We start from the raw sequence: 15,315 nt of genomic DNA on the forward strand, positions 1-15,315 counted from the left end.
GGGCGCATCCCGGGGACCATGGGTGGGGCCTCCCCCGCTCCAGCCGGGACTGTGGCTCAGGCCCCTCAGGCCGTGGCGCCCGCCACATGGTGCCGGACCGCCGAGCCCGCCCGGTCCTTGACGATCTGAAGTTGGGCGGGGATGCGCTGCCGCAGGTCGCCGACGTGGCTGACGATGCCGACGGCGCGGTCCCGCTCGCGCAGGGAGTCGAGCACGTCCAGGACCTCGTCGAGGGTCTGCTCGTCCAGGCTGCCGAACCCCTCGTCGATGAAGAGGGTGTCCAGGCGCGCGCCGCCCGCCTCGTCGGTGACGACGTCGGCGAGGCCGAGGGCGAGGGCCAGGGAGGCGAAGAACGTCTCGCCGCCGGAGAGCGTCGCGGTGTCGCGCTCACGGCCGGTCCAGGCGTCGATGACGTGCAGGCCGAGGCCGGAGCGGCCGCGGCCGCCGGTCCGCGCATCGGAGTGGACGAGGGTGTAGCGGCCCGAGGACATGCGGCTCAGCCGGGCGGTGGCGGCGGCCGCGACCTGTTCGAGGCGGGCGGCGAGCACGTACGACTCCAGGCGCATCTTCCGCTCGTTGTCCGCGGCGGTGCCCGCGGCGAGCGCGGCGAGGCGGGCGAGCCGGTCGTGGTCCTCGCGGAGCGGGGCGAGCGCGCGGGCGTCGGCGACGGCGCGCTGGGACAGCTCGTCGAGCTGCCCGCAGCGGGCGCGCGCCGCGGCGTCCTCGGCGGAGGCTTCGCGGAGGCGGCGGGTGGCGGTTTCGGCGGCGGCCTGCGCGGCCGCCACGTCGGCGGCGGGGCGCTGGGCCGCGGCGGCGGTCAGTTCGTCGGCGAGTTCGGCGGCGACCGCGCTCTCCTCGGTCTGCCACTGGTCGAGGCGGTGCTGCAGGCGTCGGTGTTCGTCCTTGGCGAGGCGTGCCTGTGCCGCGTGCCGCGGGGTGTCGAAGCCCGCGCGGTAGGCGGCGTCCGCGAGGCGCGCGTCGGCTTCCTTGAGGCGGTCCGCCGCGTCCTGGGCGGCGCGTACGGCCTCGGCGGCGGCGGCGAGCGTGGCCAGCTGCCGCTCCAGCAGTTCGGCGCGGCGGGCGACGGTGGCCGCGCCGCCGCGGGCGTGCGCCACTTCCTCGGCCAGTTCGGCGTGCTGGCGGTCGAGGGCTTCTCTGCGGGAGGTACGGGCGGCGGTGCGGCGTTCCGCTTCCTGCTGTTCGGCGCGCCGGCGTTCGTACTCCCGTTCCGCGCGGCCGAGGGCTTCGCGGGCGGCGTGCACGTCCGCTCCGGCAGCGCGGGCCGCCTCGTAGGCACGTTTCAGCTCGGCGAGGGTCTCGGTGAGTTCGGCGACGGTGGCGCCGCCCGCGGCGGCCGCGGCGCCGGCCAGGGCCTCGCGCAGCGCCTGCGCCTGCCGGTCCGCCTCGTCGCGCGCGGTGTCCGCCCGCTGGGAGGCGGCCAGCGCCGCGTCCTCGGCGGCGCGGTCGACCTGCCCGGCCTCGGCACGGGCCGGAGCGGGGTGCTCGGCCGCGCCGCATACCTTGCACGGCTCGCCCGGCGTCAGTTCGGCGGCGAGTTCCGCGGCGATGCCCAGCAGCCGCCGTTCCTTGAGGTCGAGCCAGCTTTCGCGGGCGGCCGACGCGTCGTCGCGGGCCTGCCGCAGGCGGTCGGCGGCGGCGTCCGCCTGGTCGGCGAGGCCGTCGCGGCGCTGGGCGGCGGCGAGTTGTTCGCGGGCGGGTTCGATGCGGCCGCCGAGCTGCTCGGCGTGGCCGGCGGCCTCCTGGGCGGCGTCGATGCGCTGCTGGTGGGCGTGGCGGGCGGCCTCCCAGCCGGCGATCCACTCGGCGGCGTCGGCGGCGGTGTCCTCGTCGGCCCGTGCCTCGCGGTCCAGGTCGGCGCGTTCGGCGGCGACGGCGGCGGCGCGCTGTTCGGCCCGGCGGGCGGCGGTCAGCGACCCCAGGTCCTCGCGGAACCGCCGCTCCAGCGCGGCGAGCCGGTCGGCGCCCGCGTCGGCGTGGGCGGGGTCCAGACCGGCGCGGCCGCGGCGCTCGGCGTCGCCGGCCGCGCGCCAGGCGCGCTCCGCGTCGTCGCGCAGGGCGAGGGCGGGGGCGACGGATTCGGCGGCTCTGGCGCTCTCCAGCCGCCTCCGGGTCTCCTCGTGCTCCTCGCGGCGGCGCTCCAGTTCGGCGGCGCGGTCGCGGGCGTGGGCGTGCCGCTGTTGGAGCCGGGCCAGTTCGCGGGCGGCGTCGGCGTGTTCTCGCGCGGTGCGGTGGGCGTCCTCGGCGGCGAGGACGGCGGCGGCCGCGACGGCTTCGCGCTCGCGTGCGCTCGTACGGGCCAGGGCCGCCCATTCGAGGACGGCGGCGGCGAGTCCGGGTTCGCCGGGGGCGAGTTCGGGCAGCGGGTTCTCCAGCAGTTCCGTGCTGTCGCCGGCGGCCTGCGCCATCCGGTGGGCGGCGGCCAGCAGCCGCTCGTCGCCGCCCCGCACCCGCTCCTCCGCGGCGCGCCGCAGCTCGGCGAGCCGGTCCTCTACGGCGGCGAACCGGCCGGTGTCGAAGAGCCGGCCCAGCAGCTTGCCGCGGGTGGTGTCGTCGGCGTGCAGGAAGCGGGCGAAGTCGCCCTGCGGGAGGAGGACGACCTGGCAGAACTGCTCCCGGCTCATGCCGAGGAGCTGGGTGATCTCCTCGCCGATCTCCTGGTTGGAGCGGCTCAGGGCCTTCCATTCGCCGCTCTCGGCGTCCCGTTCGCGCAGTGCGCAGTACGCCTTCTCCTTGGTGAAGCCGCTGCCGCGCTTCTTGGGCCGGAGCTGTTCGGGCCGCCGGGTGAGCTCCAGCCGCCGTCCGCCCGCGGTGAGTTCGAGCGTGACTTCGGTCGGGGTCAGGGGCTCCGCGTGGTCGCTGCGCAGCGTCAGGCCCGGGCCTTGCCGGGCGCCGGGCACGCCGCCGTACAGGGCGTAGCAGACCGCGTCCAGGACGGAGGTCTTGCCCGCTCCGGTCGGTCCGTGCAGCAGGAAGAGCCCGGCGGCGGACAGTTCGTCGAAGTCGATGTGCTGGGCGGCGCCGAACGGGCCGAAGGCGGTGAGGGTGAGCCGGTGGAGCCTCATCGCGCCGCCCCGTTCTCGCTGTGCTCGGTCTCGGCGGTCCGTACGGCGTCGAGCGCGTCGGTCAGCACGCCGCGCTCCACCGGGTCGGGGCCGCGGCCGGCGCGGACGTGGGCCACGAAGTCCTCGGCGATCTGCTGGTCGCTGCGGCCGCGCAGCCGCCGCGCGTACGAGGCGAGGGGGTCCTCGGGGGCCCGGTCGGGCTCGAAGACCAGGCTCAGGACGTGCGGGAAGCGCTTCGTGAGGCGGGCCATCGGCTCGTGGGGGCGGTGCGCGTCGGTGAGCGTCGCCTCCACGTAAGCGTCCTCGTGCCGGTCGAGGGCGGGATCGTCGAGGAGCGTGTCGAGGGGACCGCGGATACGGGCCAGGGGACGCGGGACGGGGCAGTCGATCCGTTCGGCGCTCAGCTCGGCTCCGGTGTCCGCGCCCGGGCCGAGGTCCACGAGCCACATCGACTTGCGGTGGCCGGTCTCGGAGAAGGAGTACGCCAGGGGGGAGCCGGAGTAGCGGACCCGTTCGGTGATGCGCTGGCAGCCGTGCAGGTGGCCGAGGGCGACGTAGTCGATGCCCGCGAAGATCTCGGCGGGGACCGCGGCGACGCCGCCGACGGTGATGTCGCGCTCGCTGTCGCTGCTCGTGCCGCCGGTGACGAAGGCGTGCGCGAGGACGAGGGAGCGGGTGCCGGGCGGGCGGGCGGCGAGGTCGGCCCGTACCCGCTCCATGGCGGCGCCGAGGACCGCCGTGTGGTTGGCCTTCGGTGCGGCCAGTTCGTCGCGGACCAGTGCGGGTTCGAGGTAGGGCAGGCCGTAGCAGGCGATGTCGCCGTGCTCGTCGGTGAGTACGACGGGGTCCGCGCAGCCGGCCGGGTCGGTGCGCAGATGGATGCCGGCGCGCTCGATGAGCCCGGCGCCGACGCCGAGGCGGCGCGCCGAGTCGTGGTTGCCGGAGATCATGACGGTGGGGACGCCGAGTCCGGCGAGGCGGTGCAGGGCGTCGTCGAAGAGTTCGACGGCCGCGAGCGGCGGCACCGCCCGGTCGTACACGTCGCCCGCGACGAGCACGGCGTCGACGCGCTGCTCTCGCACGGTCTCGACGAGGCAGTCGATGAACCGGCGCTGGGCCTCCAGCATGCTCACCCGGTGGAAAGAACGTCCCAGATGCCAGTCGGACGTGTGCAGAATTCTCAAGAAACCGCTCCGACCTGCATGTTCTCCCCTTCTCCGCCCCTGTGACCAGTCCGGGCCCGCGCGGGATCGCACCATGGCCGTCAACAACGCTAACGCCCGTGCGCACCTGGCCCACCACAGACCTCAGTTTTCGACCGGTCCACCGGCCGAGGGCCGGGGATGAGCGGTACCGCTCGGGTGATTTAGCCGTATAGGGGTGAGAGCCCTGTTTTGTGGGGAAAGGCTGCGGCTATGAGCGCTGAACCCGGATCTGTGAATCTGCAACGCGGCATGGTCCACAAACGTGGCATGGTCCGCACCCGATGGGGCCGTGCGGCGGGCGTCCTGTGCGGCGTCGTCGTCTCGGCGGCCCTGGTGAGCGGGTGCGGGGACGACGGCGGGGGCGGCTCGTCGTCCTCCTCCGACTCGTCCGCCTCCTCCGGATCGCCCGCCTCTTCCGGCTCCTCCGGCTCGGCCCCGTCGTCCGCCCCGGCCTCCGGTTCGGCGTCGGCGGGAACCTCCGGGCTCACCGAGGACCAGGCCGAACGCAAGGCCCTGCTGCCGACCGCCAAGGTCGGTTACGAGAAGGCGGCACGGACCGCGGCGGCGGCCGTGCCGAACGGCAAGGTCGCCGAGATCGAGCTGAAGAAGACCGCCGACGGATCGGAGTGGCGGTCCAAGGTCGCGGCGCGCGACGGCACGGCTCACGAGGTGAACGTGGACGCGGGCTCCGGCAAGGTGACCCGGTCGCGGACGGAGCCCGACCAGGACGGCGACGACAAGCGCAAGCTCGCCGACCGGCTGGGGAAGGCGAAGGTCACCGCGCAGCAGGCGGTACGCACCTCGACCGAGCGCAAGCCGGGCACGACCACCGCCGTGGAGATCGACGGCCGGGACGACGGCACCGTCATCTGGTCCGTGGACCTGGTGAACACCGGCAACTGGAACAAGACGACGTTCGACGTGGACGTCACCAACGGGAAGGTCCTGCGCGAGCACGTGGACCGCGACTGACGCGGGGAGCCCGCGCCCCGGCTGGGTGAATTCCAGGGGCGGGCTCCAGCCGTCACGGGCCGGGGGCGGACGGGCACCGGCCCATACGGCCGGGCCGGACGGACGCCGACCAGTACGAGCCAGGGTCGGGGCCGGTACCGGGGCCGGACTGGTGCCGGCCGATACGGGCCGACCACGACGGCCGTACGGGCGGGCCCGGCGCCTACGGCGTCTCGCGGCTGCGGAGCGCCTCCATCTCCCGGCGTTCGCGCTTGGTCGGGCGGCCGGCGCCGCGGTCGCGCTGGGCGACCGGCAGGATCGCCTCGCGGGGCGGCGGGGGCGGGCTGTTGTCGACGAAGCATTCGGCGGCGACAGGCGCGCCGACCCGCTTCCGCACCAGGCGCGAGACGACGACGATCTTCTCGAACCCGGCCTGGCGCAGCCGCACCTCGTCCCCGGACCGCAGCGGCTGGGCCGGTTTGGCGCGCTCGCCGTTGACGCGGACGTGCCCGGCGCGGCAAGCGGCGGCGGCCAGCGCGCGTGTCTTCGTGAGCCGTACGGACCAGATCCAGCTGTCGACCCGCACGGTCCCCTCGTCTGAAGCCATGCCACGACTCTATAGCCAGGGTCCGACAGCGCCGCCGTGAACAAGGCGGGGCACCGCGGGCGAGCCCAAGCACGTACGGGCGAGCGCAGGCAGGCAAGCGGGGGCGAGCACGAGCAGGCATCTCCTCCCCCGCGAGCCACCCAGATCACATGGACCACCCTGGGCGGCTTGATTCGCCCTCTTAACGCCACCAGCGCGTTCAGGCCATAATCCGACGGCCAGTGATCGACGGCCGTGACTCGACGGCCCGTCAGCCGATCGTCGAGGGGACGGACATATGAGTGTGGACCGGCGCGGATTCCTGAGGGGCGCTGCGGCGCTGTCGGCCGCCGGAGTGCTGGGGTACGCGAGCACCCCGGCCTCGGCCGCACCCCTGTCGCCCCGGGCGCCCGGGCGCACCCCGGCCCGTACCCGCCCCCTCTCCGGCCAGGACTGGCTGTCCGGAATCGCGGACAGCGTGCCCGTGCAGCGCCTCACGCTGCCGGGCACGCACGACTCGGGCGCGCGGCACGGCGGCGCGTACGTGGCATGCCAGACCCTGACCATCGCGGAGCAACTGAACGCGGGCATCCGGTTCTTGGACGTCCGCTGCCGCGCCGTGGACGGCGTCTTCGCCATCCACCACGCCGCCTTCTACCAGCAGCTGATGTTCGGCGACGTCCTCATCGCCTGCCAGGACTTCCTGCGCGCGCATCCCTCGGAGACCGTCCTGATGCGGGTCAAGCAGGAGTACTCGGAGGTCGGTGACGCGGATTTCCGCAAGATCTTCGACGTCTACCTGGACGACAAGGGCTGGCGGCCGCTGTTCCGGCTGGACGGCACGCTCCCGACACTGGGCGAGGCCCGGGGGAAGGTCGTCCTGCTCGGCGACAACGGCGGCCTGCCCGGGGTGCGCTACGGGGACGGACAGCTCTTCGACATCCAGGACGACTACATGGCGGAGCCCTTCGCCAAGTACCCCAAGATCGAGGCCCAGTTCCGCAAGGCCGCGCACGAACCCGGCAAGCTCTACATGAACTACGTCAGCACCGCGGCCCTGATGCCGCCCCAGTGGAACGCGAACCGCCTCAACCCCCAGGTCCTGAAGTTCCTCGGCGGCTCCGAGGCCCAGGGCTGGACCGGCCTCGGCATCGTTCCCCTGGACTTCCCGACCGCCACGTCCGGTCTGATAGAAGCGGCGATCGAACACAATCCGAGGTGACCACCGGGGGCCGGTTCCCCGGCCCTCACGCGTCCATATATGTCTCGCCGCCGAGTTCGAAGCCCGCTGTCCCGGCGGTGGTGTTGGCGAGCCAGGCGCGGAAGGGTTCGACGTCGGCCTCCGGGAGGCCGATCTCGATGCGTACGTCGGCGCCGTAGCCGACATCGCGCACCGTGCGCCCGGTGGCGCGCAGGTCGTTCTCCAGCCTCCCGGCCCGCTGGTGGTCGACGACCACCGTCGCCAGCCGGAACCGCTGCCGGGTGACGGTGCCCAGGGTGTCGAGGGCCTCGCCGACCACCCCTCCGTACGCGCGGATGAGCCCGCCCGCGCCGAGCTTGACGCCGCCGAAATAGCGGGTGACGACGGCGACCGCGTACCGGATCTCGCGCCGTACGAGCATCTGGAGCATCGGCACGCCCGCGGTGCCGCCGGGTTCGCCGTCGTCGCTCGCCTTCTGGACACCGCCGTCGGCCCCGATGACGTACGCGAAGCAGTGGTGCCTGGCGGTGGGGTGCTCCTTGCGGACGCGCTCGATGAAGCCCTGCGCCTCCTCCTCGGTGGCGGCGGGCGCGAGCGCGCAGAGGAAGCGCGACTTGTTGATCTCGATCTCGTGGACGCCTTCGCGCGCCACCGTCCGGTACTGCTCCTGCATCCCGTCACCCTATGCCGAACCCCGCCGGGCGCCCCGCACGGGCCGAGCGGGCCGAGCCGGCGGGAATGCTCCGTCGCGGCCTTTCGTTGATCGGGCATGTACACAGACGACGCCATGTACGCGGACGACGCGACGCTTCGCAAGATCCTGACCGCGGCGGGCGACACCTGGGCGGTGGTCGGCCTGTCCACCAACGAGCGGCGCGCCGCCTTCCGCGTGGCCGAGGTGCTCCAGCGCTACGGCAAGCGCGTCGTGCCCGTACATCCCAAGGCCGAGACGGTGCACGGGGAGCGCGGCAACGCGTCCCTGTCGGAAATCGGCTTCCCCGTCGACGTGGTGGACGTGTTCGTGAACAGCGACCTGGCGGGCGCGGTCGCCGACGAGGCCGTGGCGATCGGCGCGAAGGCCGTCTGGTTCCAGCTGGGCGTGGTCGACGAGGAGGCGTACGAGCGTACGCGCGCGGCGGGCGTCGAGATGGTCATGGACCGCTGCCCGGCGATCGAGATTCCGCGGCTGGGCTGAGGGTCGCTCGGGGCGCTGACGGCCGGGATGGCGCGTACGGTCCCGCCTCCTTCACGGGCATCGCGACGTCCGGAGAGACGTGCGCTAGCGTCGGCGCATGATCGAGATACGTGCGGCGCGCCCCTCCGACGCGCCGGAACTGGTCCGACTGCGCCGTCTGATGCTCGGCGCCATGAGCGGCCAGGACGCCCCGGGCGCGTGGGAGGCGGACGCGGTCGAGATGGCCCGCGCGCAGTTGTCCGTGCCCCGGCCCCGGCTCGGGGCGTTCGTCGTGGACGGTGCGGCCGAGGACGGGCGGGCGCGGCTCGCCGCGTGTGCCGTGGGCAGCGTCGAGGAGCGGCTCCCGGCGCCCCGCCGCCCGACGGGGCTCTTCGGGTTCGTCTTCAACGTGTGCACCGATCCGCTGTACCGGGGGCGTGGTTACGCGCGCGCGACGACCGGGGCGCTGCTCGACTGGTTCGCGGAGCAGGGGGTGTCCCGCGTCGATCTGCACGCCAGCGAGGAGGCCGAACCCCTCTACCGGAGCCTCGGTTTCCACGAGCATTCGATCGCGCTGTCCCTCGACATCTCCCAGCGGGGCCGCTGACCGCAGCGGCCGGGCCGGTGACCGCAGCGGCGGCGCCGGCTCCGGTTCAGACGCCGAGCCCGTCGAGCACGGTGGCGCCGGGGAGTTCGGCGAGCGCCCGGCCGGGGACGATCAGCTTGCCCCGGCGGCGGCCGCTGCCGATCAGGACGTGCGGGCTGTCGGCGACGGCCGCGTCCACCAGCACCGGCCAGTCGGCGGGCAGCCCGATCGGCGTGACGCCGCCGTACTCCATGCCGGTGGCGTCGAGCGCGGTGTCCATGGCGGCGAACGACGCCTTGCGGGCCCCGAGGTGGCGGCGCACGACGCCGTTGACGTCGGCGCGGGCGCGGCCGAGCACGAGGGCGGCGGCGAGGGTGGCCTCGCCCGCGCGCTTGGCGGCGATGACGACGCAGTTCGCGGACTGCTCCAGCAGCCACGGGCCGTAGCTCGCCACGAAGACCGCGGTGTCGGCCTTCTCGGGGTCGGTGTCCACGTACAGCAGCTGCTCGGCGGGGACGGTGCCGCGCCAGCCGCGTACGGCCTCGGCGACCGGCGCGGTCAGCAGGTCGAGGCACTCCGTCGCGGGGCGGACCTCGTCGAATGCGTCCATCGGCGTACTCATGAGCGTCAAGTTAACAGCCCGCGCGCGGGCCGCTTCCGCCGGTCCCGGCCACCTCAGCGCACGGGCGGTACGGACACCGTCATCGTCATCTCGACGGGTGCGGCGCCGTCGTTGCGATAGGCGTGCGGGGTGCCGGCCTCGAAGAACGCGGAGGCTCCGGCGGGGACGGTGTACGCCGCTCCGTCGACGACGAGGGTGAGTTCACCGGCCGCCACGTGGACCAGCTCGATGGAGCCGGGCGGGTGCGGGTCGGACTCGCTGCCGTCGCCGGGCTCGATCCGCCATCCCCACAGCTCCAGCGGCCCGTGCGATTCGGCGCCCACGAGCAGCGTGCTGTGGCTGCCGGCTTCGGTGGCCCACATCCGTACGGCCTGCGTCGCCGGTACGACGCGTACCCGCGCGTCCTGGTCGTGGTCGAGGAGCGTGGTGATGCTGATGGCCAGGGCGTCGGCGAGCTTCACGGTGGTGCCGACGCTGGGGTTGGTGCGGGCCTGCTCGATCTGGATGATCATGCCTCGGCTGACGCCGGAGCGGGCCGCGAGGGCGTCGAGGGTGAGGCCACGCTCGCCGCGCCAGCGTTTGAGGTTGCGGGCGAGCGACTGGGTGAGCTGGTCGAGGTCCGTCACGGTCCGTCCAATATATTCAACTACGTTGTCCAACTGATTGCATTACGGTGGGCTGGACCGCACCGTCCAACACACTGTACTTCGAGGCTCCGCATGACCGTGCTCTTCGCCCTGTCCACCAGCTTCCTCTGGGGGCTCGCCGACTTCGGCGGCGGCCTGCTCACCCGCCGCATGCCCGCCCTCACCGTGGTCGTCGTCTCGCAGGCCCTGGCCGTGGCGGTGCTCGGCGCGGTCGTCGTCGCCACCGGCGGCTGGTCCGAGGCCGGACCGCGGTTGTGGTTCGCGGCCGCGGCCGGGGTGGTCGGGCCGGCCGCGATGCTCTGCTTCTACCGGGCGCTGGCCCTCGGCCCGATGGGCGTCGTCTCGCCGGTCGGGGCGCTGGGCGGCGTCGTGGTGCCGCTCGGCGTCGGGCTGATGCTCGGCGAGCGGCCCGGCCTGCTCCAGTTCTCCGGCATCGCGGTCGCCGTGGCGGGCGTCGTGCTCGCCAGCGGCCCCCGGCTGGGCGGCGCGCCCGTGGCACGGCAGACGCTGGTGCTCACGCTGATCGCGGCGTTCGGCTTCGGTTCGGTGATGGCGCTGATCGCCGCGTCGTCCCACACGCTGACCGGGCTCTTCCTCGCCCTGTTCGTGCAGCGGGTGTGCAATGTGGCGGTCGGCGGCACCGCGCTGTACGTGTCCGTGCGGCGCGGCAGCCCGGCCCTGCCGGAGGGCGGCACGCGCGCGGTGCGGGCCGCGCTGCCCGCGCTGGCGTTCATCGGCCTCGCCGATGTGGCGGCCAACGGCACGTACAACCTGGCCGCGCACAGCGGGCCGGTGACGGTCGCGGCGGTGCTCGCCTCGCTCTACCCGGTGGTGACGGCGCTCGCCGCGCGCGGCTTCCTCGACGAGCGGCTGCGCGTCGTGCAGGCGGCGGGCGCGGGGCTCGCGCTGGTGGGGACGGTGCTGCTGGCATCGAAGTGACCGAACGTGCGGTAGTGCTCCTGGGCCCCCACAGCGCTGTCAGGGCCCTGCTGAGGCCGTTCACGCCCCTGCCGGGGCCCGTCACACCCCCTGCCGGGGGTCCCGTCAGCGCTCTGGACGGCCGTAGGGCTGCTCAGCGGTCCGCCGGGCAGGCCGGCGTCCCGGAGCCGTCCGCCTCCAGCCCCGACTCCGCCAGCGCCAGGAGCTGTTCGGGGGTGACGCCCTCCGGGATCGGCACGGGCGGCGGCGTCCGCAGGGGCGGCTGCCAGCCCGTCTCCGGGTCCCAGCGCCGTACGACCCGCGCCGGGGCTCCGGCGACCACCGCGTGGTCGGGCACCTCGCCGCGCACCACCGCGCCCGCCGCGACCACCACGTTGCGGCCGAGCCTGGCGCCCGGCAGGATCACCGCGCCCGCGCCGAGCCAGCTGCCGGAGCCTATCTCGACGGGCGCGGAGCGCGGCCACTGCTTCCCCACGGGCTGCGCCGGGTCGTCGTAGGAGTGGTTGTCGCTGGTGACGTAGGTGTACGGGCCGCAGAACACGTCGTTCCCGAACGTCACCGGCCGCGAGGCCACCACATGGCTGCCGCGGCCGAGCACCACGCCGTCGCCGAGCCGCAGTACGGGGTCGGGGCCGAGGTCGACGCCGGGCATCATTCCGGCGGTGAGGGTGACCTGTTCGCCGATGACGCAGTGGTCGCCGAGTTCGATCCAGGGCTCGCCGAAGACCGTGCCGAGGGGGAACGCGAGCCGGGTGCCCTGGCCGATGGCGCCGAAGCGGTACGGGCCGGGGCGCTCCGCGGTGACGGCTCCGGCCTGCTGCACCCATCGCCAGCCGCGGTGCACGGCGCGCGACACGGTCCGCCGCCGCCAGGCTCCGAGCGAGGCCGCCGCGTTGAATGAGAACGTGTTCCGGTCCTTCGGCACCCGCTCACGGTAATGGGCCGCGTCGCGGGCGATCAGGCCCGTGAACTGTGATCTTCACCCCACCCGGTCCGGTCCGCGCTCACCCGTGGAGCGCCAGATAGGGGGCCACCGCCAGCAGCGCGGCGACCAGGGCGTACTTCAGAGTCCGGGTGGGCAGCGCCCGCGCGATCTTCCAGCCGATGAGGACGCCCGCGATCTCGGGGATGCCGACCAGGGCGGCCAGCCGCCAGTCGACGGCGCCGTGGGCCACGTACCCCAGCGTGCCGACGCTCGCGATCACCACCGACTGGACCTGGGCCGCCGCCAGTGATTCCAGCATCGGGACGCCCACGGCGACCAGCAGCGGAACGGTCAGCATCGGTCCGCCGATGCCCACGATCCCGCTCGCCGCGGCCACCGCGAACCCCAGCACGGCGATCCACGGCGCCGCCGGGTGGTGTGCGTCCCCACCGGGGCCGCCGCGGCGTTCGCGGTACCAGACGAGCACGGCGACCAGCGCCGCGAACACCCCGAGCACCAGCCCGAACGCCCCCTTGGAGACCAGGGTGTTGACCAGCACGCCGAGCGGAGTGCCGACGACGGCGGCGCCGGCCAGGATCAGCGCGGTGCGGCGGGTCGCGGGCTCGCGCAACTGCCCGGAGCGGGTATAGGCGGCGGTGGCCAGGGCGCCGGTGGCGATATGGGTGACGATGGCGGTGCCCGCCACCTCGGCCGGGGCAAGCCCGGTCAGGGCGAACAGGCCGATGGTGGGCAGCACGCCGCCCGGCCCGAGCGCGGTGATGCCGATGCCGCCGGCGAGCCCGAAGAGGGCCAGCAGGACGAGGGTCCAGGTGTTCAGATCAGCCACAGTGCGGCCTCCGGGTGAGCAGGGCATACGGACGGGACGCGCGTGCGGGACGCACGGCGTTGTCATAGGGGTGCGGGTTTTCGTCAGCCGGGGGTCGAAGCGCCCCGGTGCAAGGTGGCGTGCAGCGTGAGCCGGTCGGCGCGGATGTGCAGGGACTCCGCGTCGACAGGCCGGCCGTCGGCCAGGTGCGTGAGCCGGTCGATGGCGAACACGGCCGCGCCCACGGGAACGTCCAGCAGCGCGGCGACGTCCGGACCGGCCGTGACGGCGTGCACCGCCACCTCCGCGCGGCCCAGCCGGCGGCCCGTCGTCTCCTCGATCAGCGCGAACAGGTCGCGGCCGGCCAGGTCCAGGTCCAGCAGCGGCAGTCCGATGTCGGCGGCGAGGTAGGTCGCGTCCAACGACAGCGGAAGCCCGCCCATGCGCCGTACGCGCTCGATGTACACCGCCCCCGCTCCGGGTGCGAGTCCGAGCCGCTCCACGATGGCCGCGGGCGGGCGCGCCACCTGGTGGGCGGCGCGCACCTCGTTGGTGAGCGGCCCGTACCCCGTCAGGGTCTCGGCCAGCCCGGCCAGCCGGTCCAGCCCGTGCCCGTACTTGGGCATCAGGACGGTCGTGCCGACCCCCTGGCGGCGGGCGATCAACCCCTCGTCGCGCAGGATTCCCAGCGCCTCGCGGATCGCGTTGCGCGAGGCGTGGAACTGCGCGCCCAGGGCGCGCTCGTCGGGCAGGACTCCGCCGTCGAAGGCGCCGCCGGCGATCTGCTGGCGCAGTACGTCCGCCACCTGCCGGGCCCGCCGCGCCCGCGGCTGCGACGAGCCCGGCCGGGGTGAGCCGTCCGCGTCGGCTCCGTACGGTGTCCGCCCGCCCATGCGTCCTCCCTCGCGCCTGCCGCCGGTGGTGCGTGCCAGGCCGGTGACGTTAGCCGAGCGCCATTACGCCAGTGTTACGCCACCTGCGGTGACCTGCGCAAACGCGCTACCAGCGGGTTTGCGCAGGGCGACGGCGGTTACGCCGGGGGAAGCGGCCGGGAGGCGGTCGGATGCCGTACGAGCGGGGCGGGGCGGACGCCGTACGAAGCAGGGGCGGACTGACGCCGTACGAGCGAGGCGGGACGCGTGGCCGTACGAGCGGGGGCCGGGCGCATGGCCGTACGGTCCCCGTCCCCGCGCGCCGGGCGGTTCACTCGTGGAGCGCCGCGCGGTGCGCCTTGGCGAGCTCCAGGTACATCGCCGCGTTCTCCCTGATGTGCTCGCGCTCCTCCTCGGTCAGCTGCCGCTTGACCTTGGCGGGCACTCCGGCGACGAGCGAGCCGGGCGGCACCCGCATCCCCTGCGGGACCAGGGCCTGCGCCGCGATCAGCGAACCCGCCCCGATGTGCGCTCCGTTGAGGACCGTGGCCCCCATGCCGATCAGCACCTCGTCCTCGACGGTGCAGCCGTGCAGCACCGCGTTGTGGCCCACCGAGACGCGCTCGCCGACCGTGACCGGGAAGCCCGGGTCCACGTGCACGGTGCAGTTGTCCTGGATGTTGCTGTCCGCTCCGAGGACGATCGGCCCGCAGTCGGCGCGCAGTACGGTGTGGTACCAGATTCCGGCGCCCGCGGCCATCGTGACATCGCCGACCACGACGGACGTCGGCGCCGTGAACGCCTGCGGATCGATCCTCGGCTCCGCGCCGCCCACCCCTGCGATCAGTGCCCGCTCCGCCATCGCCTTCTCCTCGCTCACACGTTGTCGTCGAGTGCTCTCTCGTACGCACCGTAGGCGACGCCCCGCGGTCCGGTGCGGACCGCGGGGCGTCGCCTACGAGTGAAGAGGGTCGGGTCAGTCGACGACCGTGGCGGTCTTCTCCGGCGCGGTCTTGGCCCCGGCCGCCGCCTCGGCTTCCGCAGCTTCCTCAGCATCCTCGGCCTTCTTCTGGCGCTTCTTCATCACCAGCATGGAGCCGAGGCCGAAGAGGAGCGCGAGGACCAGGCCCACCCAGGCGAAGCTGCTCAGCCACTTCTCGGCGACCTTGCCCAAGGAGTAGATGACCGCGACCGTGCCGCCCGCCCAGACGATGCCGCCGAGCACGTTGGCGATCAGGAACTTCCAGTACGGCATCTTGAGCACGCCCGCGAGCGGACCGGCGAAGATCCGCAGCAGCGCGATGAAGCGGCCGATGAATACGGCCCACATGCCCCACTTCTGGAACTGCCGCTCGGCGGTGGCCACATGCTTGGGCCCGAAGTGCTTGGGGAATTTGCGGCCGAGCCACTCCAGCAGCGGTTTGCCGCCCTTGCGGCCGATCAGATACCCGATGGAGTCGCCGATGATGGCGCCCGCGACCGCGCACGCGCCGAGCACGTACGGGTTGATGTGGTCCTGGGTGGCGGCCATCAGCGTGGCGCTGACGAGCACGATCTCGCCGGGCAGCGGGATGCCCAGGCTCTCCAGTCCGATGACCCCGCCGACCAGCAGGTACACCGCGACCGCGGGTACCGTCTCTAGCAGCCCGTCGATATGCAACGCCCGTTCCTCCCAGAATTTCCCACGTCATGCCCGGC

Annotated in this window: 16 protein-coding genes; 5 read left to right on the top strand and 11 right to left on the bottom strand. The window is 73.9% G+C overall.

The genetic code is table 11. From position 1 onward, the window contains the following. Positions 1-65: 65 nt before the first annotated feature. Both AB0I22_RS27270 and AB0I22_RS27275 read right to left on the bottom strand, forming a co-directional pair. The gene (locus AB0I22_RS27270) at positions 66-3,083 is read right to left on the bottom strand and encodes an SMC family ATPase (protein ID WP_363133558.1); all 3,018 of its coding nucleotides are present in this window, start codon (positions 3,081-3,083) and stop codon (positions 66-68) included. Then, the gene (locus tag AB0I22_RS27275) at positions 3,080-4,267 is read right to left on the bottom strand and encodes an exonuclease SbcCD subunit D (RefSeq protein ID WP_363133559.1); all 1,188 of its coding nucleotides are present in this window, start codon (positions 4,265-4,267) and stop codon (positions 3,080-3,082) included. The genes AB0I22_RS27270 and AB0I22_RS27275 overlap by 4 nt, the downstream gene beginning before the upstream one ends. Positions 4,268-4,555: 288 nt before the next feature. On the opposite strand from AB0I22_RS27275, the gene AB0I22_RS27280 reads away from it, so the two are divergent. Then, a complete protein-coding gene (locus tag AB0I22_RS27280) occupies positions 4,556-5,260 on the top strand; it encodes a PepSY domain-containing protein (RefSeq protein ID WP_363133560.1) in 705 nt (234 codons plus the stop codon). A 202-nt stretch (positions 5,261-5,462) separates the two neighbouring features. Here the strand turns inward: AB0I22_RS27280 and AB0I22_RS27285 are convergent, their stop codons facing one another. Next, on the bottom strand, positions 5,463-5,846 hold the full coding sequence (locus AB0I22_RS27285) for a S4 domain-containing protein (RefSeq protein ID WP_363133561.1): 384 nt from the start codon (positions 5,844-5,846) through the stop codon (positions 5,463-5,465). A gap of 277 nt (positions 5,847-6,123) precedes the next feature. On the opposite strand from AB0I22_RS27285, the gene AB0I22_RS27290 reads away from it, so the two are divergent. After that, positions 6,124-7,047 carry a phosphatidylinositol-specific phospholipase C gene (locus tag AB0I22_RS27290; RefSeq protein WP_363133562.1) on the top strand — a complete coding sequence of 308 codons (924 nt, stop codon included), beginning with the start codon at positions 6,124-6,126 and terminating at the stop codon, positions 7,045-7,047. Positions 7,048-7,072: 25 nt separating this feature from the next. Here AB0I22_RS27290 and AB0I22_RS27295 read toward each other — a convergent pair whose 3' ends face one another. Next, positions 7,073-7,699: a YigZ family protein gene (locus AB0I22_RS27295; RefSeq protein ID WP_363133563.1), complete on the bottom strand. Its 627-nt coding sequence runs from the start codon at positions 7,697-7,699 to the stop codon at positions 7,073-7,075. A gap of 114 nt (positions 7,700-7,813) precedes the next feature. Between AB0I22_RS27295 and AB0I22_RS27300 the strand changes: the two genes are divergently transcribed. Together AB0I22_RS27300 and AB0I22_RS27305 are read left to right on the top strand one after the other, a co-directional pair. Beyond that, entirely contained in the window at positions 7,814-8,221 is a 408-nt protein-coding gene (locus AB0I22_RS27300; protein WP_363133647.1) for a CoA-binding protein, read from the top strand. A 97-nt stretch (positions 8,222-8,318) separates the two neighbouring features. Next, the gene (locus tag AB0I22_RS27305) at positions 8,319-8,807 is read left to right on the top strand and encodes a GNAT family N-acetyltransferase (RefSeq protein ID WP_363133564.1); all 489 of its coding nucleotides are present in this window, start codon (positions 8,319-8,321) and stop codon (positions 8,805-8,807) included. 46 nt (positions 8,808-8,853) lie between these two features. On the opposite strand, the gene AB0I22_RS27310 is transcribed toward AB0I22_RS27305, so the two are convergent. Together AB0I22_RS27310 and AB0I22_RS27315 are read right to left on the bottom strand one after the other, a co-directional pair. After that, positions 8,854-9,408, bottom strand: coding sequence for a YbaK/EbsC family protein (locus tag AB0I22_RS27310; RefSeq protein WP_363133565.1), 555 nt, complete (start codon positions 9,406-9,408; stop codon positions 8,854-8,856). 53 nt (positions 9,409-9,461) lie between these two features. Further along, the gene (locus tag AB0I22_RS27315) at positions 9,462-10,034 is read right to left on the bottom strand and encodes an XRE family transcriptional regulator (protein WP_363133566.1); all 573 of its coding nucleotides are present in this window, start codon (positions 10,032-10,034) and stop codon (positions 9,462-9,464) included. A 93-nt stretch (positions 10,035-10,127) separates the two neighbouring features. Here AB0I22_RS27315 and AB0I22_RS27320 point away from each other — a divergent pair, with 93 nt between their 5' ends. Continuing rightward, entirely contained in the window at positions 10,128-10,994 is an 867-nt protein-coding gene (locus tag AB0I22_RS27320) for a DMT family transporter (protein ID WP_363133567.1), read from the top strand. 133 nt (positions 10,995-11,127) lie between these two features. Here the strand turns inward: AB0I22_RS27320 and AB0I22_RS27325 are convergent, their stop codons facing one another. From AB0I22_RS27325 to AB0I22_RS27345, 5 genes are all read right to left on the bottom strand, one after another. Further along, on the bottom strand, positions 11,128-11,919 hold the full coding sequence (locus AB0I22_RS27325) for an acyltransferase (protein WP_363133568.1): 792 nt from the start codon (positions 11,917-11,919) through the stop codon (positions 11,128-11,130). A gap of 79 nt (positions 11,920-11,998) precedes the next feature. Then, a complete protein-coding gene (locus AB0I22_RS27330; RefSeq protein ID WP_363133569.1) occupies positions 11,999-12,766 on the bottom strand; it encodes a sulfite exporter TauE/SafE family protein in 768 nt (255 codons plus the stop codon). Positions 12,767-12,849: 83 nt separating this feature from the next. After that, a complete protein-coding gene (locus AB0I22_RS27335; protein WP_363133570.1) occupies positions 12,850-13,638 on the bottom strand; it encodes a GntR family transcriptional regulator in 789 nt (262 codons plus the stop codon). Positions 13,639-13,948: 310 nt separating this feature from the next. Continuing rightward, positions 13,949-14,479: a gamma carbonic anhydrase family protein gene (locus AB0I22_RS27340; RefSeq protein ID WP_363133571.1), complete on the bottom strand. Its 531-nt coding sequence runs from the start codon at positions 14,477-14,479 to the stop codon at positions 13,949-13,951. A 114-nt stretch (positions 14,480-14,593) separates the two neighbouring features. Continuing rightward, the gene (locus AB0I22_RS27345; RefSeq protein WP_363133572.1) at positions 14,594-15,277 is read right to left on the bottom strand and encodes a DedA family protein; all 684 of its coding nucleotides are present in this window, start codon (positions 15,275-15,277) and stop codon (positions 14,594-14,596) included. Positions 15,278-15,315: the final 38 nt, after the last annotated feature.

The organism is Streptomyces sp. NPDC050610, assembly GCF_040654875.1.
In the GTDB taxonomy this organism is placed as follows: domain Bacteria; phylum Actinomycetota; class Actinomycetes; order Streptomycetales; family Streptomycetaceae; genus Streptomyces.

Coding starts and splice junctions, on each gene's coding strand:
- AB0I22_RS27340 (WP_363133571.1), bottom strand. CDS start 14,479: ATGGCGGAGCGGGCACTGATCGCAGGGGTGGGCGGCGCGGAGCCGAGG.
- AB0I22_RS27270 (WP_363133558.1), bottom strand. CDS start 3,083: ATGAGGCTCCACCGGCTCACCCTCACCGCCTTCGGCCCGTTCGGCGCC.
- AB0I22_RS27280 (WP_363133560.1), top strand. CDS start 4,556: ATGGTCCGCACCCGATGGGGCCGTGCGGCGGGCGTCCTGTGCGGCGTC.
- AB0I22_RS27305 (WP_363133564.1), top strand. CDS start 8,319: ATGATCGAGATACGTGCGGCGCGCCCCTCCGACGCGCCGGAACTGGTC.
- AB0I22_RS27310 (WP_363133565.1), bottom strand. CDS start 9,408: ATGAGTACGCCGATGGACGCATTCGACGAGGTCCGCCCCGCGACGGAG.
- AB0I22_RS27335 (WP_363133570.1), bottom strand. CDS start 13,638: ATGGGCGGGCGGACACCGTACGGAGCCGACGCGGACGGCTCACCCCGG.
- AB0I22_RS27295 (WP_363133563.1), bottom strand. CDS start 7,699: ATGCAGGAGCAGTACCGGACGGTGGCGCGCGAAGGCGTCCACGAGATC.
- AB0I22_RS27300 (WP_363133647.1), top strand. CDS start 7,814: ATGTACGCGGACGACGCGACGCTTCGCAAGATCCTGACCGCGGCGGGC.
- AB0I22_RS27320 (WP_363133567.1), top strand. CDS start 10,128: ATGACCGTGCTCTTCGCCCTGTCCACCAGCTTCCTCTGGGGGCTCGCC.
- AB0I22_RS27285 (WP_363133561.1), bottom strand. CDS start 5,846: ATGGCTTCAGACGAGGGGACCGTGCGGGTCGACAGCTGGATCTGGTCC.
- AB0I22_RS27290 (WP_363133562.1), top strand. CDS start 6,124: ATGAGTGTGGACCGGCGCGGATTCCTGAGGGGCGCTGCGGCGCTGTCG.